A 24,625-nucleotide genomic window follows, 5' to 3' on the forward strand; every position below is an offset into this window, starting at 1 on the left:
TCGCGGGTGCGCGGCACGATCCGCCTGCGCCCCAACGGCTTCACGCGGGACACCTTCACCCTCGACGCCGACGGCCGGCACCGCTGGTGGCCGATGGCGCCCTCCTCCCCCGTGGAGGTGACCCTCGACGCCCCGAGCCTGTCCTGGCGCGGCACCGCCTATTTCGACACCAACCACGGCGACACCGCCTTGGGCCGGGATTTCAGCGATTGGACCTGGTGCCGGGCCGATTTGAAGGACGGGTCGGCGATCCTCTACGACGTGCGCCGCCGCGACGGCAGCACCCAGAACCTCTCCCTGCGCTTTGCCGCCGACGGCACCCGCCGCGACATCCGCCCGCCGCTCCCCGCCGCTCTGCCGCCGACGCGGTTCTGGCGCATGCCCCGCACCACCCGCAGCGACGACGAGGTCGCGACGGTAATCCGCACCTTCGAGGACACCCCGTTCTACGCCCGCTCGCTCCTCGCCTCGACCCTCGACGGCGAGCCCGTGCGCCCGGTCCACGAAAGCCTGTCCCTCACCCGCTTCGCCAACCCGCTGGTGCAGTTCATGCTGCCGTTCCGCATGCCGCGGCGGGCGGGGTGATGGGGGCCTATGGGATTCACGTGAACGAAGTTGCCGGGTGTCCACTCTTCAAGCTCGCTTCCTGACGAAGCACATGAATCAAGGCGAGGGCCAAGGTCTTCACCAATTACGACGAACGCAGCGCTTGCTCACCCGATGTTGCGGCAGTGAAAAGGCTACCAGCGGTGCAGTACCATCGCGTAGCAGGCAATGGACCCGCTAAATTTTTACGCTATACGGCAAGGACTTTATATACTTTTCCATAAACTTCCAATCAGGCTTCCCGTTGAGCGTCGCTGGTAGCTTTATAACCGACTGAGGCATGCGGCTGGGCCGCCATTTCCGCCCAAAACTCCATCGATAACGGTCCATTCTTATAACAGCGCAAAGGAATAATCCTATCTCTGGAGTTATCTCTCTGTCGATTAAGTAAAGAGGGTTGACATCGTGTGAGCACACAAAATCTAATGGTTGATAGAAAGCAAATCCTACCGAACCATTATTCGAAACAGTAACGCATTTTCCAGGAAAGACCTTCCCGAAAATTGTCGGGGCAATTTCTATATCTCCGCCGCGGGCGTAATTCGATATGTCCTCTAAACTGCAAAATGATGTAACTCCATTGTCGTACTCAGTGGCTCCAATAAACGGTAAACTATTGATATTCCTGACACATTCGGGAGGCTTTTTATTATAAAATCCTTTTCTTATTATAAATATCTCGTCGTAGCGAAAGTCGGACCACTTCGTCAGATCGAGCGGCACGACTTTATTAGACGCGCTTGCCGTATTAGGGAACTGTATTGAAACTCCATTTATCCACTCGGGAAGGTCAGGGAAGGGCGGCACAAGAATTTCATCAAATGTCTTGTTTGCTTCTCTGCCATGCGATGTATACCGATATCTATTCTTAGATATGGCAGCGCAGTAAAACACCTTTTCGTTGAATGACATGTTTTTGAGGGGACGTAGAACTTTTATATTCTGTCCAGTATAGAACGCTGCGGGCTGTACAAAGGCGGACAAGAGATACGTCCCCCCCATTGTAACTGTAATTAATCCTGCTTCGTAAGGCGCTACCCCGGCTACAGGCTCGACTCTGGTGTCAACTCCAAGGTTCGACCTTGTCCTTGAAACAAAGTTAATTCCACCTTCAAGCTCCACAAGCTTGTTTTTATCGAACTGGTTTCCATATTCAATATGGAACAAATTCTTTAATCTTACCAGATCACCCATATTTCACCTGAAACGCAACATACTCCTTGATCATTTTTTCGAAGTCAGTTTGCTTTATTGCCGAATAGTCGGTTTCCATATACGCTTCTGCGCACCATTCTTCAGTTGCTGTAATGGCCTTCATAACGCTTAAACCGGGTTTACTTTCGCGATTGATATAGGCATCCAACCATCTAATTCTGGTTTGAGACCACTGTCCCTTATCTACTCGTCCAATATTCTTAGTCTTCCGGAATCCATCATCTTTGAAATGTCCAAAGAAGGTCTTGAAGCCCGCCGGATGCGGGGTGTGAGCTTCAAAAATCATTACGCAGGTAATAACTCCTACCGGGTGAAATAAATCGTCAGGCATAGAAAAAACACCTGTTAATTTATGGCTTTTTAGAAGCCTCTCGCGCACGAGGATTGCCGCAGCTTTACTCGATGTCGCGCAACTCATCTGGACGACAGCAGCGCAGCGACCGCCCTGTTGAAGGCAAGAAAGGGCGCTCTCTATAAATGCCAATTGCCCGTCCTCTCCAACATCATAGGGAGGGTTAAGGAAAGCGACCGTTGGTTTAAGCGCTTTTACCAAACTTGTGTTGTCTGGTGAGAAACTATCTCCGCGATATATATGAGATTTTCCGTCGCCGCTCATCATCATATTTGAGCAGGAGAAGGTGAACATATCGGTTCGTTTTTCAATGCCAATCAGTTGGTTTTGTTTAATATACTTTTTCTTCTTCGCATCATTGCCAGATAACGCAATTAATCGCCTCATCGAAGCTATTAAGAAGCCGCCTGTTCCACAGCAACTATCATAAACAACGTCATTCACGTTAAGATTGACGATATCACAAAAAAATTCGGTTATATGCTGCGGCGTTAACACTAGCCCCGTTTTCTGATCTGTGCCGGCATAGCGAATAAACTCCCGATAAAAGCGTCCAAGTACGTCGTAGCCTTTGTCGCCTAATGAAATCAAAGGCAATATTGATTTCTCAAGACGTTCGGTTAGATCACGCAACACGTAGTTGGGCTCTTCGATAGAGGCCTTTTTCTTCTTAATTTTTTCTGATTTAGCAATGTCATGATTCTTAATTTTCTCGAATTCACCGAGCATAGCCTTTACGCGACCAGCATCAATATCGTTATCCTCAAGAACATTACCGATGCCGGTAATGATAGATTTTGCCACACGCTCGGGCGTGGGCTCTAGTTCCTTAGAAGTAGCTATCTCTTTATAGGATGATTTGAATGCAGAATTTTGGAGCGCCAACAAAACGGCGCTTACTATAGTGCATCTTTCATATTCGGCTATTGAATAACCATTTAAATCCTCATTTAGGTCTATAGCGATCTTCGTAATCTCGAACGATTCGATTTCTTTTGCTTGAGCCTCTCCTTTAAATATTTTAATATAAGAATACACATCCAATAAGCACTGATCGAGCTTGTCGACGGAATTCTGTCCCTTCTTTTGAAGAAAGCTTGAGACTTTTATTTTCCCCTTAGCTGTTCCGCTTACAGCAATTGATATCACATTATATTCTCTTGATAAAAAGCGCGAATAATGTAAAGCGCCGTCAACTGCATAATTGATCGGGCTGCCTTGTTTTGAACTTTCATGATATTTCGCGTCAGCCTTGCACTCTATTACAATAATTTCATCAGGCAGACCTGGAAAGCTGACCACAAACTCTGGAGCGCCTGGTTTCCCAGACATGCTTTTTGAAGCCGTCGCCAAACAAGCTTTGGCTTTAGCCACTTTAGTTTTCTGTTCCTCGATACGGATCGCATTAACGAGCGGATCCCTTTTTAGGTGTTCCCGCACTACGTCTTCGGTGATTCTCTCGCTCATCCGTCTGTCATAGCAGGCGGGATTCGGTCGTTTAAGACCCTGATTCGCAAAAGCAGTGGGCGCGCCTTCAGCGCAACGCTTATGAAGGGCGGGCGTGACACGCATACTTCCCTCCTAACCCCCATCGAACCGCACCCGCGCCGCTTCGATCTCCGGGTGGCTCCGCTCCGCCCAGCGGACGAGCGCCGCAAGCGGCTCCATGAGCGTGCCGCCGAGAGCGGTCAGGCGGTACTCCACGCTGGGCGGCTTGGTCGGGTAGACCGTGCGGGCGATGTAGCCGTCGCGTTCGAGGTCGCGCAGGGTCTGGGTCAGCATCCGTTTCGAGAGGTCGGGGATCAGCCGGAGGATCGCGCTGAACCGGTGCGGGCCGCCGGCCAGCGCGGTGAGGATCAGGATCGACCATTTGTCGCCGGTCCGGTCCAGCACGTTGCGGACGGGGCAGCGCGCGGCCTCGAACGCTTTCGTCCGCCAGCCCGCGAAGGTCTGCGCCAATTCGGCCTGAGCCGGTGCGGGGGCGGTTCCCTCGGCGTCACCTTGTCCCAAAATCCTGCCTCCTTCACAGCCGATGCGGTCTCAACTAGTTCCCTTGTACCGAAAGTGAACCCTGGGTAAGCCCGCCATGTCCGACACCCCTCATCCGACGATCTTCGTCACCGGCGCCTCCGGTCAATTGGGGCGCTTCGTCATCGCGGCTTTGCTGGAGCGTGTGCCGGCCGGCGCCGTCGTGGCGGGTGTGCGGTCCCTGGAGAGCGAGGCCGCCCAAGGCCTGCGAGACCGGGGCGTCTCCGTGCGGGTGGCCGATTACGCGCGGCCCGAGACCCTGGCCGAGGCTTTCCGGGGCATCGAGCGCCTGCTGCTAATCTCCTCGAGCGAGGTCGGCCGGCGCGTCGCCCAGCATGGGAACGTCGTCGCGGCGGCGAAGGCGGCCGGGATCGGCCGGCTCGTCTATACCAGCCTCCTTCATGCCGACACCTCGCCGATCAATCTGGCCGGGGAGCATCGCGCCACGGAGGCCGCCATCGCCGCCTCAGGCGTGCCGGCGACGATCCTGCGGAACGGCTGGTACACGGAGAACTACACCGCCTCGATCCCCGGCGCGCTGGCCGGCGGCGCCTTCCTCGGCAGCGCCGGGGCGGGCCGGATCGCCTCCGCCGCGCGGGCCGACTTCGCCGAGGCCGCCGCCCGCGTGCTCACCGGCGACGGCCATGAGGGGCGGACCTACGAACTGGCGGGGGACGCGGCCTATACCCTGGCCGATCTCGCCGCCGAACTCTCGCGCCAGACGGGCCGCGACATCCCCTACCGGGACCTGCCGCAGTCGGACTATGCGTCGCTGCTCAAGAGCTTCGGCCTGCCGGACGTCCTGGCCGATTCCCTCGCCGCGTGGGATGTGGACGCCGCGCACGGCGCCCTGTTCGACGAGGGCCGCCAGCTCTCGACGCTCATCGGCCGCCCGACGACGCCATTGTCCGCCAGCATCGCCGCCGCGCTGGGGTGAGGCTGGCGCCTCGGATCATGCCGTCTCCGGACGATCCATGTGGTCTCGGATGAGCGCGGGTCCCCTCTCCTAGTGGTGAAAATCCGACGTTTGGTACCCGCTGCCGGGGCTGCTTTCGACCCATCTCGGACGTTAGGGATGGGTACCATCCGTCAGATCTGGACCACTAGGAGGAGAGGGACAGGGTGAGGTGCGAGACCTCTCCGGAGATGGACCACACCTCACCCCAGTCCTCTCCTTCCAGGAGAGGGAGCCCGTCGCGCCTCGAGTCGAAACTTCTTGGATAGAGGAACGGCCGTCGAGCGGATGTGTGAATCCGGTAGCCCCAAAGGGGAGAGGGACGCCCTCAACCGGCGGGATCGTCCGGCGGGCGGCGGGCGGCGGCGTCCCGGTCCTTGGCGATGCTGCGCCGGACGACGATGAGCTGCCAGAGCGCCAGCCCCAGCGCGAGGGCGAAGACGAGGCCGATGTCGAAGGCGGCGAAGAGCCGGTCGCTCACGAGGGGGCGGGGGCGCGGCCGAGCGCCTCACGCTCGCGCAGGGTCTCCACCAGGTCGAGGACCTGCGCCACCTGCGCCGGCACGTTCCACCAGGGCGGGATCCGGGGCGCCATCGACGGAAGCGCCGCCACCGCCTCGATCAGGAACAGGATTTCCGGCAGGGGTTTTTCACGCAAGGCCGCCCTGTCGTCCGTCGAGACCAGGGCGCGGGCGAGGAGCGTGAGTTTCCGGCGCCCGTCCACGCGGGCGCGGCGGGAGACCGAATCGTAGCCCGCCCGCTCCACCTCGCGGCCGATCTCGGCATAGATCAGCCGCGCCGCGCGGATCGCCGGGCGGCAGGCGGGGGGCAGGCCGGCGATGCCGGATTCTGAGCGCGCGTAGAGAAGCTCTGCCGCCGCCAGCAGGCGCGCCACGACGCCGCCGAGAGCGGGGGTGAAGGCGGGCTGGCGCAGGAACGCGTCCGGGTCGATCCCCGCCTCCCTCAGCCAGGATCGCGGCAGGTAGAGCCGGCCGGCCCGCGCGTCCTCGCCGACATCGCGGGCGATGTTGGTGAATTGCATGGCGATGCCGAGGTCGCAGGCGCGGGCGAGCACGTCGGGGTCGCGCACGCCCATGACCAGGGTCATCATCGCCCCAACCGAGGCGGCCACCCGCGCCGCGTAGGCGGTGAGGTCGGCAAGCGTCTCGTAGCGCTGCCCGGCCGCGTCCCAGGCGAGGCCCTCGATCAAGGCGGCGGGCAGGGCCTGCGGGATGGCGTGATCGGCGACGATGTCGGCCAGCGCCCGGTCCGCCGGGGCGTCGCAGGGCTGTCCGTCATAGGCGCGGGCGAGGCGCATCCGCAGCCGCGCCACGGCGGGGCGGCGCCCGCTTTCGGCGACGTCGTCCACCGCGTCGTCGGAGAGGCGGCAGAAGGCGTAGAGCCCGTAGGCCGGCCGGCGGATGGAGGGCGGCAGCAGGGCGGAGGCGGCAAAGAAGCTGCGCGACCCGGTGCGGATCGCCGCCCGGCAGGCGGCATGGTCGGCCGCCTCCGCATGGGGGATCGCCCAGAGGGGCGGCCGGGCAAGTTCCAACCGAGAAAGTTCAAGCGAAGACGCGCGCATCCGGCACCACGGTATCGAGAATTCGGGCGGAGGAGAGGACGCCGGGCAGGCCGGCGCCGGGATGGGTGCCGGCCCCCACGAGGTAGAGCCGCGCCACGTCCTCGGAGGCGTTGTGCGGCCGGAACCAGGCCGATTGGGTCAGCACCGGTTCGAGGCCAAAGCCCGAGCCGCGAAAGCTCAGGAAATCGGCCGCGAAATCCCCCGGATGCGTCACCTTCGAGGTGACGATGCTCTCCGACAGGCCCGGCATCACGGTGGCCTCGAGATGGCGTTCGATGGCGCGGCGATAGGGCTCCGCCTCCGCCGTCCAGTCCTGGCCGCCGGCGAGGTTGGGCACCGGGGAGAGCACGTAGAAGGCGTCGCAGCCGGGCGGCGCCAGCAGCGGATCGGTGGCGGTGGGGCGGTGCAGGTAGAGGCTGAAATCCTTCGACAGGACCTTGCGCCGGAAGATGTCGTCGATGAGCCCGCGATAGCGCGGCCCCATCAGGATGGTGTGGTGGGCGATGTCCGGAAAGGTCCGGTTCGTGCCGAAATACCAGACGAACAGGCCCATGGAGGAATGCGACCGGTCGAGCCGGCGGTCGGTCCAGCGCCGCCGCACCCCGTCGGGCAGGAGGGTGCGGTGGGTGAAGGCGGAATCGGCGTTGGAGACGACGATGTCGGCGGCGATGCGCTCGCCCGAGGCGAGGGCGACGCCGGTGGCGGCCCCGTTCTCCACGAGGATGCGCGAGACCTCCGCGCCGCAGCGGAGCGACCCGCCCTGCCCCCGGATCAGCCCGGCGAGCCCGTCCACCAGGCGGCCGGTGCCGCCGAGGGCAAAATGCACGCCCCAGCGCCGTTCGAGATGGGCGATGAGGCAGTAGATCGCGCTCGCCCGGAACGGGCTGCCGCCGATGAGGAGCGGGTGGAAGCTGAAGATCGTCCGCAGGCGCTCGTCGCGGATGTAGCTCGCCACCACGTCGTAGACGCTGCGATGCCCGCCGAGACGCACGAGATCGGGCATGATCCGCAGCATGTCGGCCACCGAGGTGAACGGCACGTGGCCGAGCCGCTCGAACCCGACCTCGCAGATCGCCCGCGAGCGCTCCATGAAGCGCTCGTAGCCGGCCACATCCCCGGGCGAGAACCGCGCCACCTCTTCGCGCATGGCGTCGAGATCGCCGCTGTAATCGAAGGTCGCGCCGTCCTCGAAGCGGATGCGGTAGAACGGCAGCATCGGCGCGAGCACAACGTCGTCCTCCATGCGCCGCCCGCACAGGGTCCAGAGTTCCTCGAACAGGAACGGCGCGGTGACGATGGTCGGCCCGGCATCGAAGGTGAAGCCGTCCTGCCGATGCACCCGCGCCCGCCCGCCGGGCTGCTCCAGCCGCTCCAGCACCGTGACCCGGTACCCCCGCGCCCCGAGCCGGATGGCGGCGGCGAGCCCCCCGAATCCACTGCCGATCACCACCGCATGGGGGCGCTTGGCCGGCCGGGACGAGGAGGTCGGCACATCGCTGAGTGTCAACATAGGGTGACACTATGGGGCGAAAATCTCGGAGGCAAGCGCTGATTTGAGGGCGCGATGGGAGTCAGGTTTCAGGCATTTCTAAAGTTAAAGCTTCGCTCCCGACAAATAACCAGTTCCAGTTTAAATTAGTTGTAGACCCTGCCCTATAGCAAGCGGAAGGTGAGTTGCTGCTACGGGTATATGCTAAACATCAGCCGACATCGAGGATATCCGGCTTTCGATATAATATTCGGCAGGCGGCGATAGAGCGGATTCCACCGAGCAGGGACAGCCCTAAGCGCTGGCCAATCGAGAAACATGTGCCGTAGATCGCCGATCTCAGGCTGCGTCTCGACGCGGCCTAACCCGATTCCGCTTGCGCACAACAATTTTGTTGTGTATCCCTAATCCATGGCGAAGCTAGCAGTGATTTTGAACGAACGCGAAGCGCGTGAAGCGCGTGTACTTTCGGCTGAATTCGACAAGGCCCTCTCTTCGGAAATGCTGTTCCGGCCGATCATCTCTGGCCTACCCCCCACAGTTGTCACTGGATTTCGCAAAGCCATCGAGTCCCACAAGAACGAACTACAGTCCCTGCTGGACGCCTATGAGGCAGCGAAGGCAGGGGATTATTCAGCTCTGCAGCGCCGTGCCGGTAACGATCCCGGCCTTAGTCTAATCGTCGGGCGCATCGCGCGCGGGCTCACACAAAAAGAATTAGGACGCAAGCTTGGCCTTAAGGAGCAACAGATCCAGCGATACGAAGCTGATCGCTATACAAGTATCAGCCTCGGTAATTTTCATCGCGTTGCCAGCGTGCTGGGAATGCAATGGACATTGGCCTTGTCCGACTGGGCCGGTAGCGGATGGAACGTTGCAAAGCAGATTTCAGCAATAGAAGTAAAAAAAATCATGAAACATGCGCGAGAAAATGCATGGTTCACCGGTTCGGACATCGATGGCCCAGTTGAGGAAGAAAGTTTTAACTACCTACAGCGCTATGTTTCTAATCACATAGTAAAATATGGCACGCCGACCCTATTGCGAACCGGCTTTAACGTCGAGGACCATTCTGATGACCTGCTGCTGGTCGCATGGCGCGCGCGCGTGACGCGCATTGCCGAAGAGATGCTAGCCAAACAGCAGTCTGAATACAATCCGTTGGATATTTCCTGGCTGCTGGAACTGGTACGGCTTAGCCGTCACGCCAGTGGACCTGCTCGCGCGCGACAGCTTTTACACAGTAAAGGAATCTTGCTAATTGTGGAGCGCCAAATTCCTGGCATGAAAGTCGACGGGGCCGCGTTTCTGGTGAACGGAGTGCCAGTGATCGGACTGACTTTGCGGCGGGACGCACTCGATAATTTCTGGTTCACGCTGTTGCATGAAGTGGCACACGTGATCCTGCACTATCGGGCAGGCCTAAACATTGGATTTTTCGACGATGCCGAAGCCGCCGACATAGACGAAGTTGAACGCGAGGCCAATGATTTTGCCTCAAATATGCTCATTCCGGATGAGAAATGGAAACGTTCGCCTGCGCGCATCACGAAGTCAGCAGCCGTGATAGAGAAATTTGCCCAAGAACTCGAAATCCACCCTGCAATTGTATATGGACGCATCCGCAAGGAGCGGAATGATTACACCATATTTTCTAGCGCTATTGGGTCCAATCAGGTGAGAAAGCACTTCACGACGGAAGGATAGAGTCTTGAAACTGAAAAATGGTAAGCCGCTTCTTTACGTCCCTGCCCTTCGCCTTAAGCAAGGTGAGTGCCGCGGGCTGTGGCGCTTGGCGCCAGACGTGGCAGACAAGATTCTTCCCCGCTTAGTCGTGCCCCCGCCGAAGGATATCGATCCTGAACATCAGCGGCTACTGACGAAAGACGAAATTGTCTATGGGACGGGCCGTCGGATCGCCGACAGCTGGCATATGCGCGAAGCACTGCTGGATGTAACGTATCTGTTCAAGGAATTCGGCGAAGACGAAAGCCACCAGTGGCTGCCGCGGCTGTTCAGTGTGGCGCGGGACAACCACGCCGACGTCATCCCCGTCCTGACGATCAAGGACACCCTCAGCGTCCGCGCCATGGGGTTCAGGCAGGCATTGCGCGTCAATCAACAGCTGAAAGCTGCCCTGCGCGTTACCTATGACGAAGTCAACAGTGAACTAGGTGGCCGCCTCAAGACAGCGCTGAAGGTAATGGGGCTGCAATCTCAAGATTGTATGATTTTGGTCGACTTTGCCGAAGCCGATTTTTCGGCGCCGGAGTTAGTCGCTGACGTCGTCCAGGGCGCCGTCGAAGATTTGCAACGGCTGGGCCGCTGGCAATCAGTGGTGTTTCAGGGGACAAATTACCCCGATAAGAATCCTGCTGTTGCCGGAGATCATTTTTTGGTGCCGCGGAATGAGTGGCTCGCATGGCAGCAGGCCATTAAGCTGGATGCAAAATCGCCGGAACAGCTTGTTTTTGGCGACTACGGTGCCGACTGCGCGACGTTTGAATTCAGAAAGGTTGGCGGCGGCATCCCGATCCGCCACTACCGCTATACCACGCCCGACAGTTTGCTGGTTGTGCGCGGCGCGGACACCGGCAAGAACGACGTGGTGATGCCGGAGGTGGCGGCTCGGGTTGTGAGCGGCGGTCATTTTGCGGGTCGGGAGTTTTCATCAGCCGACGATTTAATTTTTCAAACGGCCAAACGTTGGGTCGGCCCGGGCAACGGCACGACTTGGCGCGAAATCAACACTACGCATCACATCACCCGTGTGGTTCGTGATATCGGAAAGATTAAAGGGATTTCCTTCAGAGACCGGCTGGTTAGTACGCCAGCTATGCAAACGTCGCTGTTTGAAAATTAAAAGCATGCTGCCGCGTCGATCATTGTTGCCGTGGCGTGGCCGCCATTGATTCAGGCTGCTCTGGCGGGCGCCATGTCGCGTATCATTGTAAACACTTGGCCGTTAATGGATGCTTGGGAGATCTCATCCAGTACCATAAGCCTGACACTGCCATAGTCGATGTCTTGGTGATGGTTGGCGCAGAGCATCATGTCATGGGAGGCGGCCAGCGATCCCACCTCCAGGGCCAAGATTGGCATGACGCGATGTGCCTCAATAAGGCTCTCCGTTCGGCTTTTAAAGCCAATGTGATCCTGTCCGAGCGCTTCGCAGAACTGACAGCGGAATCTGTGCTTCAGTTTATCCAGCGCGCTGACCGGGACGCGCTCGATCGCCTCGTTCCGGGATCCCCCTTCGGACATGTTTGAGGATGGCTGAATGGGGTTAGAAGCAGAATGTCCGCCTCTAACCGAACCGCACTCCTGCTTCGGGCGCAGTGCCGCCAGCCCTAGTGCATTGACGCAGACGGACAAAGCAGGACGATCAGCGCTAACGCGCTGTGGGAGCGATGGAAATCGCAATCTGCCCTGCACGTTTTGAACGCGTCAGCGCACTAGCTGGCAGAACGAGCGTCTACGGCCCGCCCATTAACATTACGCGATAGCTCCGACCCCCTCTCCCACCGCCAAATCCATCGCCCCAAAAATCACCGCCGCCACCTTCTCCGGCGCCTCCTCATGCGCGAGGTGGCCGAGGCCGCGCATGAGCTCCACGCGGGCGTGGGGCAGGCGTGTCTTCAGGGCGAAGGCGGTGTCGGGGGAGATGGCCTTGTCCTCGCTGCCGACCACGAGGAGCGTCGGGGTGGCGAGGCGGGGGATCGCGCGGTCGAGGGTGGCGAGGTCCCAGTTCGCCATCATGCCGAGCGCCCCGGCCACGTGGCCGGGTGTGCGGAACAGGCGTCGGTAGAGATCGAGCCCCTGTGGATCGAGGCGGGAGCCGGGGCCGCGAATCAGGCGCTCCACCGCCGGGCGGTCGGCGGTCCAGGCGAAGAGTTTGGGGGTCACCGGGTTGAGGAAGAGCAGCCGGGCCATGCTCGGGAACAGCACCGAGGCGAGGCCGGGGAACGGGGTGAGCGCGCCGTTGAGCGCCACCAGGAGATCGGGCGCGATCCGCCCGTCGAGGCAGAGCCGGACCAGGAGCGCCGCCCCCGCCGAATGGCCGACGGCGAGAGTCGGGCGGAGGGCGAGGCCGTCGAGGAGGTCGCCGACGGCGGCGGCCATCCCCGGCAGGGAGAGTCTTGCGGCGGGGAGCGGGTCGGTGAAGCCGTGGCCCGGCAGGTCCGGGGCAATGACCCGGAACCGCGTCGCCAGGAGCGGCATCAGACCGCGCCAGGAATGGGTGGCGGCCCCCGTGCCGTGGAGGAGCAGCACGGTCGGGGCCCCGTCCTCCCCCATCTCCTGGATGTGCCAGGAGAGGCCGGAGGCCGTGACGAAGCGGCTCGCCTCCCGGTGCGGCCAGTCGGCGCCCTCGCGCTCCCAGCGGGGTCGTTCGGCGGGCGCGCGCATGGTGGAACCCCTATTCCTGCGCCGACCGGATCGCGGCGCTCATCGCCCCGGCGTCGGCATGGGGAAGGGGCAGATAGCGCGCCCCCATGGCGGCGGCGAGGCGGCGCGCCGAATCCTGCGGCCTCTGGGCCGTGTCGATGAGGATGGCGCGGACATCCGCCTCGCAGAAAAGGCGGGCGGCTTTCAGCGAATCCTCGCCCGCGCGCTCCCGCCCGGCGATCCCCGACCGGGCGACGTTGGCCCGTCCATCGGTGAGCATCACCACCACCGGCGTCCCGCCGCCGCGCCTGACCCCGAGGGCCACCTTTCCGGCGGCGTCGATGCCGGCGGCGAGCGGCGTCCCACCGCCTCCGGGCAGGGCCGCGAGCCCGCGCCGCGCCCGCACCAGGGAGCGCGTCGGCGCGAGGACCAGCTCCGCGCCGGCACCCCGAAAGGCGACGAGGGCGACCTTGTCCCGCCGCGTATAGGCCTCGGCCAGAAGCAGTTCGACGGCGCCCTTGGCCTCGGCCAGCCGCTCCAGGGCGGAGGAGCCGGAGGCGTCGACGGTGAAGATCGTCGTGGTCTCGGTCCGCTGCCGGAACCGGGTGATTCGGATGTCGTCGGGGCGGATCATGAGGCAGGTGCCGCCCCCCTCCGCCCGCCGGCGGAGTCCCTGCCAGGGGGCGGCGGCGCGCAGGGTCGCGATGAGATCGAGCCGGCCCCGTCGCGGATCGCCCGGCCGCGCCCCCATGGGCCGGCCGGAGCGGGCGGAGACGGCCTTCGCCCCGGCCTTGCCGGCCCTCGGCATCCGCAGGCGCGGGCCGTCCCGCAGCAGCATCGCCAGGAGCCCGGCGGGAATCGCGGCGCGGGCGGCCTCGACGATGCGGTCGTCGGGGGCGGACGCGGTGCCCTCCTCCGGGTCGGAGCCGGGGGTCGCCCCGTCCGGGGGCGGCGGCGTCTCCGGCGCGCCCTCGCCCCGCTCCTCTTCCTCGGGGGCGGGTTCGCGTTCCGGCAGGCGTGTGGCGCGGTGGCCGAGGACGAGGCGCGCGGCCTCCCGCGCATCCGCCTCGGCGATCTCGGCGCGCCCGTCGAGCCGGGCGAGGAGGCGGGCGACCCGGAGGGCGAGGAGCGGCGCGCGTAAGGAATCGATGCCGAGCCGGGCCGCGACTTCGCTCAGCTCCGCGACGGGGTCGTGGTCGCTGCGCCCACCGCCATGCGGCGGCGTTTCGGATTCCGGCGAAAGGCCGTCGCATGGCGGTCGAAGCACCGGTCGCATGGCGCTCGGCGGCACGCTCGTGAGGTCGAGATGGAAGGCCAGCCGGTCGGCGAGAGCGGCCGGGGCGGCCTCGTCCTCGCCGATCCCCTCGTCGAGGAGGATGAGGCCGAACCTGGCCGGCCGGGTCTCCGCCAGCCCGTCCCGCTCCACCCTCAGCCGCCCTGTATCGAGGGCGGCGGCGAGATGCGCGGCGGTGCCCTGCCCCATCCGCTCCGCCATCGCGGCGACGAGCAGTCCCCCATCGGCCTCGGCCAGCAGCCCGGCCTGGGCCACCGGCCGCCCGGCGGAAAGCGTCGCCGCGAGGTCGAGCCCGCCGACGAGCCGGTCCTCGGCGATGCCCGCCGGCATTCGCCGTAACGGCTTGCCGGGGTTGAGGTTTTCGCGAAGGATCTCAAGCCAGCGGTCGCGCACCGGGCCAGCCCCGGCACGCACCACCACGCCGCCGCAGCCATGCGGGTCGGCGGCGACCAGCCGGGCGACAAGCAGGGCGTCGGCCCAGATCGCCAGACCCTCGCTCACGAGCCCAGCACCTCCGTCACCGCCCGCGCGACGCGGGCGGTGGAGCCGGATTCGTCGAGCGGGTTGCGGCGCAGGCGGTGGCGCAGGGCCGATGGCGCGACCTGCCGGAGATGGTCGATTCCCACGGTGTCGGCCCCCTCATAGGCGGCCAGCGCCCGGGCGGTGCGCATCAGGGTCAGCTCGCCGCGCAGGCCGTCGGTGCCCAAAGCGAGGCAGAGCCGGGCCGCCGCCTCCAGTGTCGCATCGGGCATGTCGAGGCCGGTCAGGCGCGCCCTGGCGGCGGTCAGGCGCTTCTGCAGCGCCCGGTCGGCCTTGGCATAGCCGGCGCAGAACCCCGCGGGGTCGCGCTCATAGGCGTCGCGCCGTCGCACCACGTCGATGCGGGTGGGCAGGTCGGTGGGCGTCGTCACCTCCACGGCGAGGCCGAACCGGTCGAGGAGCTGGGGGCGCAGCTCGCCCTCCTCCGGGTTGCCGCTGCCCACCAGAACGAACTTCGCCGGGTGCCGGACACTCAACCCCTCGCGCTCCACGGTGTTGATCCCGGAGGCCGCCACGTCGAGGAGGAGATCGACGAGGTGGTCGTCGAGGAGGTTGACCTCGTCGATGTAGAGGAAGCCGCGATTGGCCCGGGCCAGCAGGCCGGGCTCGAACGCCTTCTCGCCGCGCGTCAGGGCGCGTTCGAGGTCGAGGGCGCCCACCACCCTGTCCTCGGTGGCGCCCAGCGGCAGGTCCACCACCGGCACCGGCGCGAGGTAGCTTTTTCGCGCATCGCTGCGGCCGGAACAATGCGGGCACTCCCCGGCGGGTTTGCCGGGGTCGCAGGAATAGGGACAGCCGACCACCGCCCTCATCGGCGGCAGCAGGGCGGCGAGGCCCCGGATCGCGGTGGACTTGCCGGTGCCCCGGTCGCCGAAGACGAGGACGCCGCCCACGGACGGGTCCACCGCCGCGATCATCAGGGCCCGCCGCATTTCGTCCTGGCCGACGATGGCGGAGAAGGGGAAGGTGATGGGCGGTGCCGTGATGGACGGGTCGGGGTCGCCTCGGGGCTTCCGGAGGATTCCTTGGCTCGCGTCGCGCTCCGGCGCCTCGGGACGAGGGTGGGCGTTTGACGGGAGGGATGCGGTTCGGGCCGTTCCGTTGACGATCATCGACAGTCTCCCGGTGACCCGATTCAAGCTCTGGATGGTCCCCTCTCCCCGCCCGGCGGGGAGAGGGGTTCGGACCCCTTGTCGGGTCCGAAACGAGGCGGCAGCCGAGGGTGAGGGGGCGCTGTCGAAGGAGCCCCGTCCGGAGGGACCCCCTCACCTTCGCCCTGCCGGGCTCACCTCGCCTCCCGACGGGGGGAGGACGAGGTCCTCTCCCCGCCCGGCGGGGAGAGGGGAATGCTACTCCGCCGCCGCCTGCTCCACGCCCATCCGCGTCCAGATGGCGGACAGCGCCCCGACGAGATGGTCGATGTCGGCGTCCGAATGCAGCGGCGACGGGGTGATGCGCAGGCGCTCGGTCCCGCGCGGCACGGTGGGGTAGTTGATCGGCTGGACGTAGATGCCGAACTCGTCGAGGAGCGTGTCGCTGATCGCCTTGCACAGGACGGGGTCGCCGACCATCACGGGCACGATGTGGCTATCGTTGGGGAGGTAGGGGATGCCGGCGGCGTCGAGCCGTGCGCGGACCTGGGCGACCCGCTCCTGGTGCCGGGCGCGCTCGGTTCCGCTGGCCTTCAGGTGCTTGATGCTCGCAGCGGCCCCCGCCGCCACGGCAGGCGGCAGCGAGGTGGTGAAGATGAAGCCGGAGGCGAAGCTGCGGACGAAATCGCAGAGCTTGGCCGAGCCGGTGATGTAGCCGCCATGCACCGCGAAGGCCTTACCGAGGGTTCCCTCGATGACGTCGAGGCGATGGGCGAGGCCCTCCCGCTCGGAGATGCCGCCGCCGCGCGGGCCGTAGAGGCCGACCGCGTGGACCTCGTCGAGATAGGTCAGCGCGCCATGCGCTTCGGCGACGTCACAGATCTCGGCGATGGGGGCGATGTCGCCGTCCATGGAATAGACCGACTCGAAGGCCACGAGCTTGGGCCGCGACGGGTCGATCATCCGCAGCTTGCGGTCCAGGTCTTCCGGGTCGTTGTGGCGGAAGATGTGGCGCTCGGCGCGGGACGCCTTGATGCCTTCGATCATCGAGGCGTGGTTCTCGGCATCCGACAGCACGACGCAGCCCGGCAGCTTGCCGGCGAGCGTGCCCAGCGCCGCCCAGTTCGAGACGTAGCCGGAGGTGAAGAGCAGGGCCGCCTCCTTGCGGTGGAGGTCGGCGAGCTCCTGCTCCAGAAGCACGTGGTAATGGTTGGTGCCGGAGATGTTGCGGGTACCGCCCGCCCCGGCGCCGCAGCGGTCGAGCGCCTCGTGCATGGCGTCGAGCACGACCGGGTTCTGGCCCATGCCGAGATAGTCGTTCGAGCACCAGACGGTCACCGGGCGCTGCCCGCCCGGGCTGTGATGGGTGGCGTGGGGAAAGCGGCCGTTCCGGCGCTCCAGATCGGTGAAGACGCGGTAACGGCCCTCGCGGTGGAGACCGGACAAGGCATCGCCGAAGAAGTCTTCGTAGTTCATGGCCGTCCCCTTCCCTATGGATCGCGATATTTCGCGTTGGCTGCTTGAGACTCGTCGTGCTGGAGCGTCAGAGAGCGTTCCCTCCCCCCTCTGCGGGGGAAGGTGGCCCTCGCGTGAGCGAAGGTCGGGAGAGGGGAGCCGCCTCTCCGGAAAAGCCTGTGCCGACCCCCCTCACGCCCGTTCCGCAGGCACCCTCCCCCGCATAGGCGGGAGGGTTCGGGGTGCCCGCAGCCTTCGGCAGGCTCCAGGCCCACAGGGCCGCCGAGGGCAGGGGCAGCATCAGGAAGCCGTGCTCCAGGGTCGCCAGCGCCATCAGCGTGGTGACGATGGTGAAGCCGGCCACCTCGTGGGCGCCGATCCCCTCCCCCATCGCGGCCCACGCGAGCAGGATCGTCACGAGGGCGGCGATGCCGACCGAGAACGGGAAGAGCGCGTTCATGCGCCGGTTCCTGAGGAAGCAGGCGAGGTAGCCGAGGCGTTCGGGCAGGAACTCGGCGTTGAGGTTGCGCACGCCGAGGAACATGTTGAGCCGCGCCGAGAGGTTCATTCCCCAGAGGATCAGGTAGGTCCACAGGGCGAATTTGTTGGGCTCAGCCCAGGTCAGGGCGAGAATGCCGGCCATCCCGGCGACGATGGCCGCCTCGTGCCACAGGCTCGTGGCCGCCGCCGCCCGGAACAGGGCGAACCCCGTCGTCGTGGGAGGGCAGCCGGTTTTGCGCGGCCCCGCGACGTAGCCCATGTAATAGCTCATCTCCTGCCAGCCCCAGACGAGGAGTGCCGCCGTGAACGCCGTGTAGGCGCCCGCCTCGCTGGTGTCCCCGGCGCTGGCGCCGATGGCGTAGAGCGCGGCCACCAGCACCAGGGTGCCGGCCGCCATGCTCCAGGGGTGGGTGTGGCGGGGGCGGTGATCGAGCAGGATGATGAGACCGGTGGAGAACCACCAGATCAGCACCGCGTAGAGCGCGGGAACGGCGTGGGCGGCCATCCTCCCGCGTCCTACCAGACCGGCTCGAGGCGGATTTCGGCGGGCATCGGGTTGTCGATGGTGGGCAGGGCATAGAGCCGGACGAAGTTCACCGCCGAGGCCGCGATCCAGGCGCCCTGTTTCAGCCTGCCCACGATCCCGCCCTGCGCCTTGGCGTCGCCGAGCTTGTTGGAACAGACGAGAAGCCGGTCGAGAGCCGCCTTGAACTTCGGATTGTCGAGATCGAGGGTGAGCGGGAATGTCTGTTTAGAGATGTCGGAGGTGATCTGGAAGACCTTGAAGTCGTAATCGGTCGGATCGACCCCGAGCGCCTTGTGGAAATGCGGCCGGCAGTGATCGCGCACATACATGGTCGCGAAGACGGCGAGCAGGAAGAACTTGATCCAGTAGCGGTTGATGCCGGTGGTCAGCTTGGGGTTGGCGCGCATCAGCAGCGCGAAAGCCTCGCCGTGGCGGAACTCGTCGTTGCACCACTTCTCGAACCACTTGAAGATCGGGTGGAAGCGTCTTTCCGGGTTGCGCTCCAGCTCCCTGAAGATCGTGATGTAGCGGGCGTAGCCGATCTTCTCGGAGAGATAGGTAGCGTAGAAGATGAACTTCGGCCGGAAGAAGGTGTACTTCTTCGACTTCGTCAGGAATCCCAAGTCGACGCCGATACCGAAATCCTTGAGCACGTCGTTGATGAAGCCGGCATGCCGCGCCTCGTCCCGGCTCATGAAGCCGAACAGCTCGCGGATGTCTGGGTTCTTGGCGCGCTTCCTCATCTCCGCATAGAGCACGCAGCCCGAGAACTCGGCGGTGATCGACGAGACGAGGAAATCCATGAATTCCTTGCGCAGGTCCGGGTCGAGGCCGGACATGTCGAGGTCGAACTCCTCGTTGCGGGTGAAGTGGCGCTTGTTCGGGTCGGCGCGCAGTTCCGCGATCAGGATGTCCCATTGCTTGCGCACGGGCTCCACATCGGTGCGGTCGAGTTCCTCGAAATCGGTGGTGTAGAAGCGGGGTGAAAGGAAGGTCGTCTCCTGGGCGGCCTTGGTGCCCTCGTTCATGGGCAGCTTGGGCGTGACGCCCTTCGGGCCTTGGTGCTGGATCGAGACGTTCACAGGCGCCTCCTCTCTGAGAAGCTGACTTCGTAGAGTTCGGTGAGCTCGAAATGGCCGGTGAACTTGGTCCAGAGCCGCTCCAGGATGCCGGCACGGGTGACCGTGGCGGTGCGGCGGACCACGAGGCGCTCGCCGTAGGGCACGGATGTCGGCGCGTCGTGGACCTGGACCTCGTCGCCCGGCTCGATCTCGAACGCGGCGTCCAGGGTCACATGGGCGTGGAGCGTCTCGGGGGTCTGCTCGATCTCGACGGTGCAGGGCACCTCGACAATGCGACGTCCGAACGACGCGATCATCGGACCGCTCCGCTGTCGGCGAGCCTCGTCTCGGGGAGGAGCCTCGTGAAGGCGACGAAGTTCGACGGGCCGAAGGCGCCGAGATTGACGGCGCGGCCCGTCGACGGGTCGGAGAGTTCGAGGCCGCCGTCTGTCAGGCGCGTCAGGCGGAAGGGCTGCTCCCGGCCGAGGCCGGCGCGCAGGCGGGCCTGGCCGAAACCGCGCAGGGTGGCGCGGACGAAATTGTCCTGGCCGGGCTCGACGGTGGTGATGACGTCCTGGGTCCGGGCATCCCGGATGACGATGGCGCCGTCGGCACGGTCCTCCGGGGTCAGATCGACGGAGCGGACGATCCGGGCCGGCGGCATGTGCGAGAGGCCGATCCCCTCGCTGCGGCCGACCCCCACCACGACGGTCACGAACCCCATGAGCCCGAGCGCCCCGATGACCAGCGGTCGCGGAATCCGGGCGGCATCAGCCTTCGCCGTCATCGCGTCTCCTCCCTGATTTCAACTCGCGTTGGCGAGGCGCGGCGGGCGAACGGGCCGTTGCCGCGCGATAACCATAGGAGTCCCAGTTTCCTCGGTTGTGTCAAGTGCGCTTGACAGTGCGCGGGCAAGGATTTCGGCGGCACGCTTCGCATCCGGCACCGATCGCATCATCGGTTCGGGGCTGGTGACGGCCCAGGGACGGGCATGGGGCCACAGGTGAAGGTAGGCGACGCGGTTGCCCCTGCGCAGGCGTAAAGGCAGGTCACCACTCCCGTCCGTAAAGACCTTGCACCCCGCCCCCTCGATCAGGCTGAAGGGCAGGTTGAGGGTCATCGGCAGGGCGATGCCGAGGCGCATCACCACCCGGCGGTTGGTGATGGTGTAGGTGGTCGAGCGCGCCGAGAGCCAGCCGAGGAGGCCGAGGAGCGCGACCGCGCCGGCACCGACGAGGAGGGTGGGACCGGCGAGAAGCACCGCCTGTCCGAAGGCCCCCTCGCCGAGGGGCGGGATCGCCGCCCACAGGGCCAGCCCGACGAACCAGAGGCCGACGAGGCGGGCATGCAGCGCCCGCGCGGCGATGCCGAAGGCGCAGGGACGACTCTGCCAGAGGATGTGTTCTCCGGGTGGCAGAGGCGCGGGCAGGCCCGGCGGCGCGTCGAAGGCGTTGGCGGGCACGCCCAGGGGGGATTTCACGGCGCGGCTCACAGGAACGGCTCCTGGCGTTCGGCCGTGGCGTAGAGGGTGCCGGCGCCGAAGAAGGCCATGATCCGCTCTTCCTCGTAGAGGGTCACCGAATCAGGGTCCTTCTGGCCGGGGATGTCGGCGAATTGGTGGGCCAGCAGGGCCTCGGTCTTCACCGTGCGCGAGAACCGCCCGGTCCGGCAGAAGGTGTTGGGCATCAGCACCCGGCGCCCGCCCGAGCCGAGCTCCACCTCGATGTAGCGGACCATGGATTCGCCGCGGTCGATCCAGAGATCGGTGACGGTGCCGGCCACCTGCCGGTCGGCGCCGAACACAGTCATGCCGATCGGGTTCGGGCCGTCCTCGTGGACCACGAAATGCTCGGCGACCCGAAGCGGAACGATCCGCTTCTCGTCGTCCCAGGTGCGGTCGTGGTGATCGTCGCGATCGGCGTAGGAGCCGGGGCCGATCTGGTCGTGCAGGCCGTCGCCGTCCGGCTCGAGCGGCGAGCCGGGCCAGACCTCGCGCTTGTGGCCCTTGTAGTTCCAGGCCGGCTGCATGTCGGTCTGGGGGGCGGTCTTCACCAGGCCGTTGGAGAGCAGGAACTGCTTCGGGCTCGGGATCAGGATCGGGTCGGGGCGCTTGAGGCGGCCGGCCGCTTCGCTCTCCAGGGGATAGCCTTCGCGACGGTCCTCCTGGCGCAGGTAGAAGACGAGGCCGGCGAAGAAGATCCAGAACGCGTAGAGCACGACCTGGGCGACATCGACATAGCCCGTGATTTCACCTCTTGGCATGATCAGGCTCCTTGACCGGGGACAGGGGACGGCAGGAGGGCGCGTGCCTCCCTGCCGCGTGTGGCGGTGTCACGACTGCCGGTGTCGCGGACCAGCGGTCCGATGGCGAGGAGGGTCGCGAACAGCAGGGCGATCTCGATGTGGTAGACGATGAGGTAGCCGACGGACGGATCGCTCATGGCCTCGCCGAGCGCGCCTGATGCCGAGAGGCTGGAGCCCACGTCCCGCAGGATGCCGCTCGCGGCGATGGCGATGCCGGCCGCACTGGCCTGGACCGCGCCCCAGGCGCCGAGCGCCAGGCCGGTATCCTCCGGCCCCGCCTTCGCCATGGAGGCGGTGAGCGTGCCGTGGGCGAACAATCCGCCGCCGAGGCCGATCAGGGTGACGCCGGTGGCGAAGAGCTGGGCCGAGGCGAGGGGAGCCGCGAAGATCACCGCCGAGAAGGCCATGATGCCGACCCCGCTGCCGGCGGCCGCCACCCGGAACGGATCGCCGCCCCGGTTGAGCCAGCGCGCGGCCAGAAGCAGGCCGACCCCGCCCCCGGCCGCGAGCATGGCGGTGAGCGCCGTGGTGGCGGCGACCGGCAGGTGCAGGATCTGGCCGCCATAGGGTTCGAGCAGGATGTCCTGCATCGAGAAGGCGGCGGTGCCCAGCCCCGTGGCCACGAGGCGCCGGCGGGCGAGGCCGCTGCCGGCATAGGCGGCCCAGGATTGCGAGAAACTCGGGCGCGGCAGGTCCGTCGCCGTGCGTCCGGGCCGTCGCGCCTCCTGCTTCCAAAGGGCGATGCCGTTGAGAACGATGGTCACGACGGCCGCGCCCTGGATCACCTGGATCAGCCGCAGGGCCGAGAAGTTCGCCAACAGCAGGCCAAAGGCGATGGCGCTGACCATCATGCCGGCCAGCAGCATGGCGCAGAGGAGCGCCACCACCCTCGGCCGGGCATGGGCGGGGGCGAGATCGGTGGCGAGCGCCAGCCCGACGGTCTGGGTGGTGTGGAGGCCGGCCCCCACCATGACGAAAGAGAGCGCCGCCGCCACATGGCCGGGCCAGACCGGGCCGGTGGTGTCGCCCGACAGGATCAGAAGGGAGAACGGCATGATGGCGAGCCCGCCGAACTGCAGCAGCGTGCCGAACCAGATGTAGGGGACGCGCCGCCAGCCGAGGACCGAGCGGTGCCTGTCCGAGCGGAAGCCGACCAGGGCCCGCAAGGGGGCGAAGACCAGGGGCAGCGACAGCATCACGGCCACGATCCAGGCCGGGACTTCGAGCTCGACGATCATCACCCGGTTCAGCGTACCGATGAGGAGCACGGCGGCCATGCCCACCGTCACCTGGAACAGCGACAGCCGCAGGAGCCGACCCAGCGGCAGTTCCGGCGTCGCCGCATCGGCGAAGGGCAGGAACGGCATCAGGCCGGGGCCGAGGCGCGTGAGCAGGCGGGCGGTGAGGTCGGCGGGTTTCATGACAGGCGCCCTCCCCCTTGCGGGAAGGGTTGGGGAGGGTCGAGGCGCTTTAGTTCGACGGCGTTCGAGAGGTAGAACCCGCTGTTGACCCGCTGCGTCCGCCCCACGGCGAACCCGGCGAGCGCGGCCTCCCCGCCGATCCGGCGGCGCAGGCCGCCTTCGGTGATCGGCACGATGGCGGGCGCCCGGTCGCCGCGCGGGAAGAGCCGGCCGGCGGCATGCATCAGCGTGAGGAGCGCCGTGCGCGGGGCCACGGTGAAGACCAGGGACCCGTCGGTGCGCAGGCCGAGTTCGGCGAGGGCGCGGAAGATGTCGCCGGCGCTGTAATGGATGAGCGAGTCCATCGCCACCACGTGGTCGAAGTGCCCGAGCCGGGGGTCGAGCATGTCGCCGACGCGGAAGTCGATGCGATGGCCGCCGAGAAGCTCGGCGCTGCGCTCGCGGGCCAGATCCACCAGCGTCGGCGAGACGTCGATGGCGACCACCTCCGCTCCCCGCCGGGCAGCCTCGACGCTGAGGGCTCCCGTCCCGCAGCCGGCATCGAGGATGCGCCGGCCCGTGAGATCATCGGGCAGCCAGGAGAGCAGGTTCGCCCGCATGGCGTCCCGCCCCGCCCGCACCGTGGCGCGGATCTTCGAGACCGGGGCGTCGGTGGTGAGGCGCGCCCAGGCCTCCACCGCCGTGCGGTCGAAATAGGTTGTCAGTTGCGACCGGCGCGCCGCGTAGCTGGTGCTCGTCATGGCGCTTAACCCTCAATCGAACCCGAGGAACTCGAACAGGTCGCGGTCCTTCATCGGCATCGCCGAGAGCGGCTTGCCGCCGGCCCAGAGATGGGCGGCCAGCCGCATGTACTCGTCCGTCACCGCGATGAGTTCCGGCGTCGGCTCCATCTCGAACAGGGTCGATTTCTTGAGGCGCGAGCGCCGGACCACGTCGAGATCGGGGAAATGCGCGATGCGCTCCAGGCCGACGGCGGCGTTGAAGCGGTCGATCTCGTCGGTCTTGGCCGAGCGGTTGGCGATGACGCCCCCCAGCCGCACCGGATAATTCTTCGACTTCGAATGGATCGCGGCCACGATCCGGTTCATGGCGAAGATCGAATCGAAGTCGTTGGCGGTGACGATCAGCGCCTGGTCGGCATGCTGGAGCGGCGAGGCGAAGCCGCCGCAGACCACGTCGCCGAGCACGTCGAAGATGACCACGTCGGTGTCTTCGAGAAGGTGATGCTCCTTGAGGAGCTTCACCGTCTGGCCGACCACGTAGCCACCGCAGCCGGTGCCCGCGGGGGGGCCGCCGGCCTCGACGCACATGACGCCGTTATAGCCCTCGGCCACGAAATCCTCGATCCGCAATTCCTCGGAATGGAACTGCACCGCCTCCAGGGCATCGATCACCGTGGGTGCGAGGCGCTTCGTCAGGGTGAAGGTCGAATCGTGTTTCGGATCGCAGCCGATCTGCAGCACGCGTTTCCCGAGCTTCGAGAACGCCACCGACAGGTTCGACGAGGTGGTGGACTTCCCGATTCCGCCCTTGCCGTAGACGGCGAAGACTTTGGCGGTGCCGATCTTCAGCGCCGGATCGAGCTCGACCTGGAGGCTGCCTTCCTCGCGGCGCGAGGCCACGGGATTACGGATGGCGATGTTCATGCGGCGACCCCTGCGGTGATGCCTTCGAGACGGTCTTCGAGCTCCTCCTCGGCACGGTCGAGCGCGTCGCGCGTCGCCGCGTCGGGAGTCCAGAAGCCGCGCTGGTGCGCCTCGATCAGCCGATGCGCGACCTTGGCGGACGCGGTCGGGTTGAGGGCGGCGAGGCGCTCGCGC

At 65.2% G+C, this 24,625-nt stretch carries 24 protein-coding genes and 1 pseudogene; 4 read left to right on the forward strand and 21 right to left on the reverse strand.

Annotation, left to right across the window (positions count from 1 at the left end):
- A pseudogene (locus MBTS_RS11375) lies at positions 1-585 on the forward strand (carotenoid 1,2-hydratase); the annotation flags it as partial.
- A 198-nt stretch (positions 586-783) separates the two neighbouring features.
- Here MBTS_RS11375 and MBTS_RS11380 read toward each other — a convergent pair.
- Genes MBTS_RS11380 through MBTS_RS11390 form a run of 3 tightly spaced genes read right to left on the reverse strand, consistent with a single transcriptional unit; the run spans position 784 to position 4,183 of the window.
- Positions 784-1,800: a restriction endonuclease subunit S gene (locus tag MBTS_RS11380; protein ID WP_192215704.1), complete on the reverse strand. Its 1,017-nt coding sequence runs from the start codon at positions 1,798-1,800 to the stop codon at positions 784-786.
- Positions 1,793-3,745, reverse strand: a complete 1,953-nt coding sequence (locus tag MBTS_RS11385) for an HsdM family class I SAM-dependent methyltransferase (protein ID WP_192215705.1) — start codon at positions 3,743-3,745, stop codon at positions 1,793-1,795. Before MBTS_RS11385 ends, MBTS_RS11380 begins: the two co-directional genes overlap by 8 nt.
- A 9-nt stretch (positions 3,746-3,754) precedes the next feature.
- Positions 3,755-4,183 (reverse strand): winged helix-turn-helix transcriptional regulator, encoded by a 429-nt coding sequence (locus tag MBTS_RS11390; RefSeq protein WP_192215706.1) that lies wholly within the window; start codon positions 4,181-4,183, stop codon positions 3,755-3,757.
- A gap of 76 nt (positions 4,184-4,259) precedes the next feature.
- Here MBTS_RS11390 and MBTS_RS11395 point away from each other — a divergent pair, with 76 nt between their 5' ends.
- Entirely contained in the window at positions 4,260-5,138 is an 879-nt protein-coding gene (locus MBTS_RS11395) for an SDR family oxidoreductase (RefSeq protein WP_192215707.1), read from the forward strand.
- A gap of 346 nt (positions 5,139-5,484) precedes the next feature.
- Here MBTS_RS11395 and MBTS_RS11400 read toward each other — a convergent pair whose 3' ends face one another.
- From MBTS_RS11400 to MBTS_RS11410, 3 genes are read right to left on the reverse strand one after another with little or no spacing between them, the layout of a single operon-like run.
- Complete coding sequence (locus MBTS_RS11400; RefSeq protein ID WP_018043277.1) at positions 5,485-5,637, reverse strand: hypothetical protein; 153 nt, start codon at positions 5,635-5,637, stop codon at positions 5,485-5,487.
- Positions 5,634-6,737 carry a phytoene/squalene synthase family protein gene (locus tag MBTS_RS11405; protein WP_192215708.1) on the reverse strand — a complete coding sequence of 368 codons (1,104 nt, stop codon included), beginning with the start codon at positions 6,735-6,737 and terminating at the stop codon, positions 5,634-5,636. Before MBTS_RS11405 ends, MBTS_RS11400 begins: the two co-directional genes overlap by 4 nt.
- Positions 6,718-8,247, reverse strand: coding sequence for a phytoene desaturase (locus MBTS_RS11410; RefSeq protein WP_192215709.1), 1,530 nt, complete (start codon positions 8,245-8,247; stop codon positions 6,718-6,720). Before MBTS_RS11410 ends, MBTS_RS11405 begins: the two co-directional genes overlap by 20 nt.
- A 390-nt stretch (positions 8,248-8,637) precedes the next feature.
- On the opposite strand from MBTS_RS11410, the gene MBTS_RS11415 reads away from it, so the two are divergent.
- Both MBTS_RS11415 and MBTS_RS11420 read left to right on the forward strand, forming a co-directional pair.
- Complete coding sequence (locus MBTS_RS11415; protein ID WP_192215710.1) at positions 8,638-9,933, forward strand: XRE family transcriptional regulator; 1,296 nt, start codon at positions 8,638-8,640, stop codon at positions 9,931-9,933.
- Positions 9,934-9,937: 4 nt separating this feature from the next.
- Complete coding sequence (locus tag MBTS_RS11420; RefSeq protein ID WP_192215711.1) at positions 9,938-11,089, forward strand: beta family protein; 1,152 nt, start codon at positions 9,938-9,940, stop codon at positions 11,087-11,089.
- A 50-nt stretch (positions 11,090-11,139) separates the two neighbouring features.
- Here the strand turns inward: MBTS_RS11420 and MBTS_RS11425 are convergent, their stop codons facing one another.
- From MBTS_RS11425 to MBTS_RS24240, 15 genes are all read right to left on the reverse strand, one after another.
- Entirely contained in the window at positions 11,140-11,490 is a 351-nt protein-coding gene (locus MBTS_RS11425) for a hypothetical protein (RefSeq protein ID WP_192215712.1), read from the reverse strand.
- Positions 11,491-11,721: 231 nt separating this feature from the next.
- Positions 11,722-12,633, reverse strand: coding sequence for an alpha/beta fold hydrolase BchO (bchO, locus tag MBTS_RS11430; protein WP_192215713.1), 912 nt, complete (start codon positions 12,631-12,633; stop codon positions 11,722-11,724).
- A 10-nt stretch (positions 12,634-12,643) separates the two neighbouring features.
- On the reverse strand, positions 12,644-14,407 hold the full coding sequence (locus MBTS_RS11435; RefSeq protein WP_192215714.1) for a magnesium chelatase subunit D: 1,764 nt from the start codon (positions 14,405-14,407) through the stop codon (positions 12,644-12,646).
- A complete protein-coding gene (bchI, locus tag MBTS_RS11440; RefSeq protein WP_192215720.1) occupies positions 14,404-15,564 on the reverse strand; it encodes a magnesium chelatase ATPase subunit I in 1,161 nt (386 codons plus the stop codon). The genes MBTS_RS11435 and bchI overlap by 4 nt, the downstream gene beginning before the upstream one ends.
- 231 nt (positions 15,565-15,795) lie before the next feature.
- Positions 15,796-17,013, reverse strand: a complete 1,218-nt coding sequence (gene hemA, locus MBTS_RS11445) for a 5-aminolevulinate synthase (RefSeq protein WP_192215715.1) — start codon at positions 17,011-17,013, stop codon at positions 15,796-15,798.
- 67 nt (positions 17,014-17,080) lie between these two features.
- Positions 17,081-17,998 carry a putative photosynthetic complex assembly protein PuhE gene (gene puhE / locus MBTS_RS11450; RefSeq protein ID WP_056148904.1) on the reverse strand — a complete coding sequence of 306 codons (918 nt, stop codon included), beginning with the start codon at positions 17,996-17,998 and terminating at the stop codon, positions 17,081-17,083.
- A gap of 11 nt (positions 17,999-18,009) precedes the next feature.
- Complete coding sequence (gene acsF / locus MBTS_RS11455) at positions 18,010-19,047, reverse strand: magnesium-protoporphyrin IX monomethyl ester (oxidative) cyclase (protein ID WP_192215721.1); 1,038 nt, start codon at positions 19,045-19,047, stop codon at positions 18,010-18,012.
- Positions 19,048-19,097: 50 nt separating this feature from the next.
- A complete protein-coding gene (locus MBTS_RS11460) occupies positions 19,098-19,397 on the reverse strand; it encodes a hypothetical protein (RefSeq protein ID WP_018043264.1) in 300 nt (99 codons plus the stop codon).
- Complete coding sequence (puhC, locus tag MBTS_RS11465; RefSeq protein ID WP_018043263.1) at positions 19,394-19,867, reverse strand: photosynthetic complex assembly protein PuhC; 474 nt, start codon at positions 19,865-19,867, stop codon at positions 19,394-19,396. The genes MBTS_RS11460 and puhC overlap by 4 nt, the downstream gene beginning before the upstream one ends.
- A gap of 18 nt (positions 19,868-19,885) precedes the next feature.
- Positions 19,886-20,572: a photosynthetic complex putative assembly protein PuhB gene (gene puhB / locus MBTS_RS11470; protein ID WP_192215716.1), complete on the reverse strand. Its 687-nt coding sequence runs from the start codon at positions 20,570-20,572 to the stop codon at positions 19,886-19,888.
- Positions 20,569-21,342 (reverse strand): photosynthetic reaction center subunit H, encoded by a 774-nt coding sequence (gene puhA, locus MBTS_RS11475; protein WP_018043261.1) that lies wholly within the window; start codon positions 21,340-21,342, stop codon positions 20,569-20,571. Before puhA ends, puhB begins: the two co-directional genes overlap by 4 nt.
- A 2-nt stretch (positions 21,343-21,344) precedes the next feature.
- A complete protein-coding gene (locus MBTS_RS11480; RefSeq protein ID WP_192215717.1) occupies positions 21,345-22,805 on the reverse strand; it encodes a BCD family MFS transporter in 1,461 nt (486 codons plus the stop codon).
- Positions 22,802-23,545: a magnesium protoporphyrin IX methyltransferase gene (gene bchM / locus MBTS_RS11485; protein ID WP_192215718.1), complete on the reverse strand. Its 744-nt coding sequence runs from the start codon at positions 23,543-23,545 to the stop codon at positions 22,802-22,804. Before bchM ends, MBTS_RS11480 begins: the two co-directional genes overlap by 4 nt.
- A gap of 12 nt (positions 23,546-23,557) precedes the next feature.
- A complete protein-coding gene (gene bchL, locus MBTS_RS11490) occupies positions 23,558-24,451 on the reverse strand; it encodes a ferredoxin:protochlorophyllide reductase (ATP-dependent) iron-sulfur ATP-binding protein (protein ID WP_018043258.1) in 894 nt (297 codons plus the stop codon).
- Positions 24,448-24,625 (reverse strand): cobaltochelatase subunit CobN (locus MBTS_RS24240; protein WP_192215719.1); only part of this gene is annotated, 178 nt, incomplete at its 5' end. The genes bchL and MBTS_RS24240, both read right to left, overlap by 4 nt.

Origin of the sequence: Methylobacterium bullatum (assembly GCF_014845095.1) — a bacterium.
GTDB lineage: Bacteria > Pseudomonadota > Alphaproteobacteria > Rhizobiales > Beijerinckiaceae > Methylobacterium > Methylobacterium bullatum.

Bases quoted from the DNA above. Each gene is read 5' to 3' on its own strand.
- acsF (WP_192215721.1), bottom strand. From the start codon at position 19,047: ATGAACGAGGGCACCAAGGCCGCCCAGGAGACGACCTTCCTTTCACCC.
- MBTS_RS11385 (WP_192215705.1), bottom strand. From the start codon at position 3,745: ATGCGTGTCACGCCCGCCCTTCATAAGCGTTGCGCTGAAGGCGCGCCC.
- MBTS_RS11415 (WP_192215710.1), top strand. From the start codon at position 8,638: ATGGCGAAGCTAGCAGTGATTTTGAACGAACGCGAAGCGCGTGAAGCG.
- MBTS_RS11480 (WP_192215717.1), bottom strand. From the start codon at position 22,805: ATGAAACCCGCCGACCTCACCGCCCGCCTGCTCACGCGCCTCGGCCCC.
- MBTS_RS11410 (WP_192215709.1), bottom strand. From the start codon at position 8,247: ATGTTGACACTCAGCGATGTGCCGACCTCCTCGTCCCGGCCGGCCAAG.
- bchM (WP_192215718.1), bottom strand. From the start codon at position 23,545: ATGACGAGCACCAGCTACGCGGCGCGCCGGTCGCAACTGACAACCTAT.
- MBTS_RS11380 (WP_192215704.1), bottom strand. From the start codon at position 1,800: ATGGGTGATCTGGTAAGATTAAAGAATTTGTTCCATATTGAATATGGA.
- puhC (WP_018043263.1), bottom strand. From the start codon at position 19,867: ATGACGGCGAAGGCTGATGCCGCCCGGATTCCGCGACCGCTGGTCATC.
- MBTS_RS11395 (WP_192215707.1), top strand. From the start codon at position 4,260: ATGTCCGACACCCCTCATCCGACGATCTTCGTCACCGGCGCCTCCGGT.
- puhE (WP_056148904.1), bottom strand. From the start codon at position 17,998: ATGGCCGCCCACGCCGTTCCCGCGCTCTACGCGGTGCTGATCTGGTGG.
- bchL (WP_018043258.1), bottom strand. From the start codon at position 24,451: ATGAACATCGCCATCCGTAATCCCGTGGCCTCGCGCCGCGAGGAAGGC.
- bchO (WP_192215713.1), bottom strand. From the start codon at position 12,633: ATGCGCGCGCCCGCCGAACGACCCCGCTGGGAGCGCGAGGGCGCCGAC.
- MBTS_RS11425 (WP_192215712.1), bottom strand. From the start codon at position 11,490: ATGTCCGAAGGGGGATCCCGGAACGAGGCGATCGAGCGCGTCCCGGTC.
- puhA (WP_018043261.1), bottom strand. From the start codon at position 21,342: ATGCCAAGAGGTGAAATCACGGGCTATGTCGATGTCGCCCAGGTCGTG.
- MBTS_RS11405 (WP_192215708.1), bottom strand. From the start codon at position 6,737: ATGCGCGCGTCTTCGCTTGAACTTTCTCGGTTGGAACTTGCCCGGCCG.
- hemA (WP_192215715.1), bottom strand. From the start codon at position 17,013: ATGAACTACGAAGACTTCTTCGGCGATGCCTTGTCCGGTCTCCACCGC.
- MBTS_RS11460 (WP_018043264.1), bottom strand. From the start codon at position 19,397: ATGATCGCGTCGTTCGGACGTCGCATTGTCGAGGTGCCCTGCACCGTC.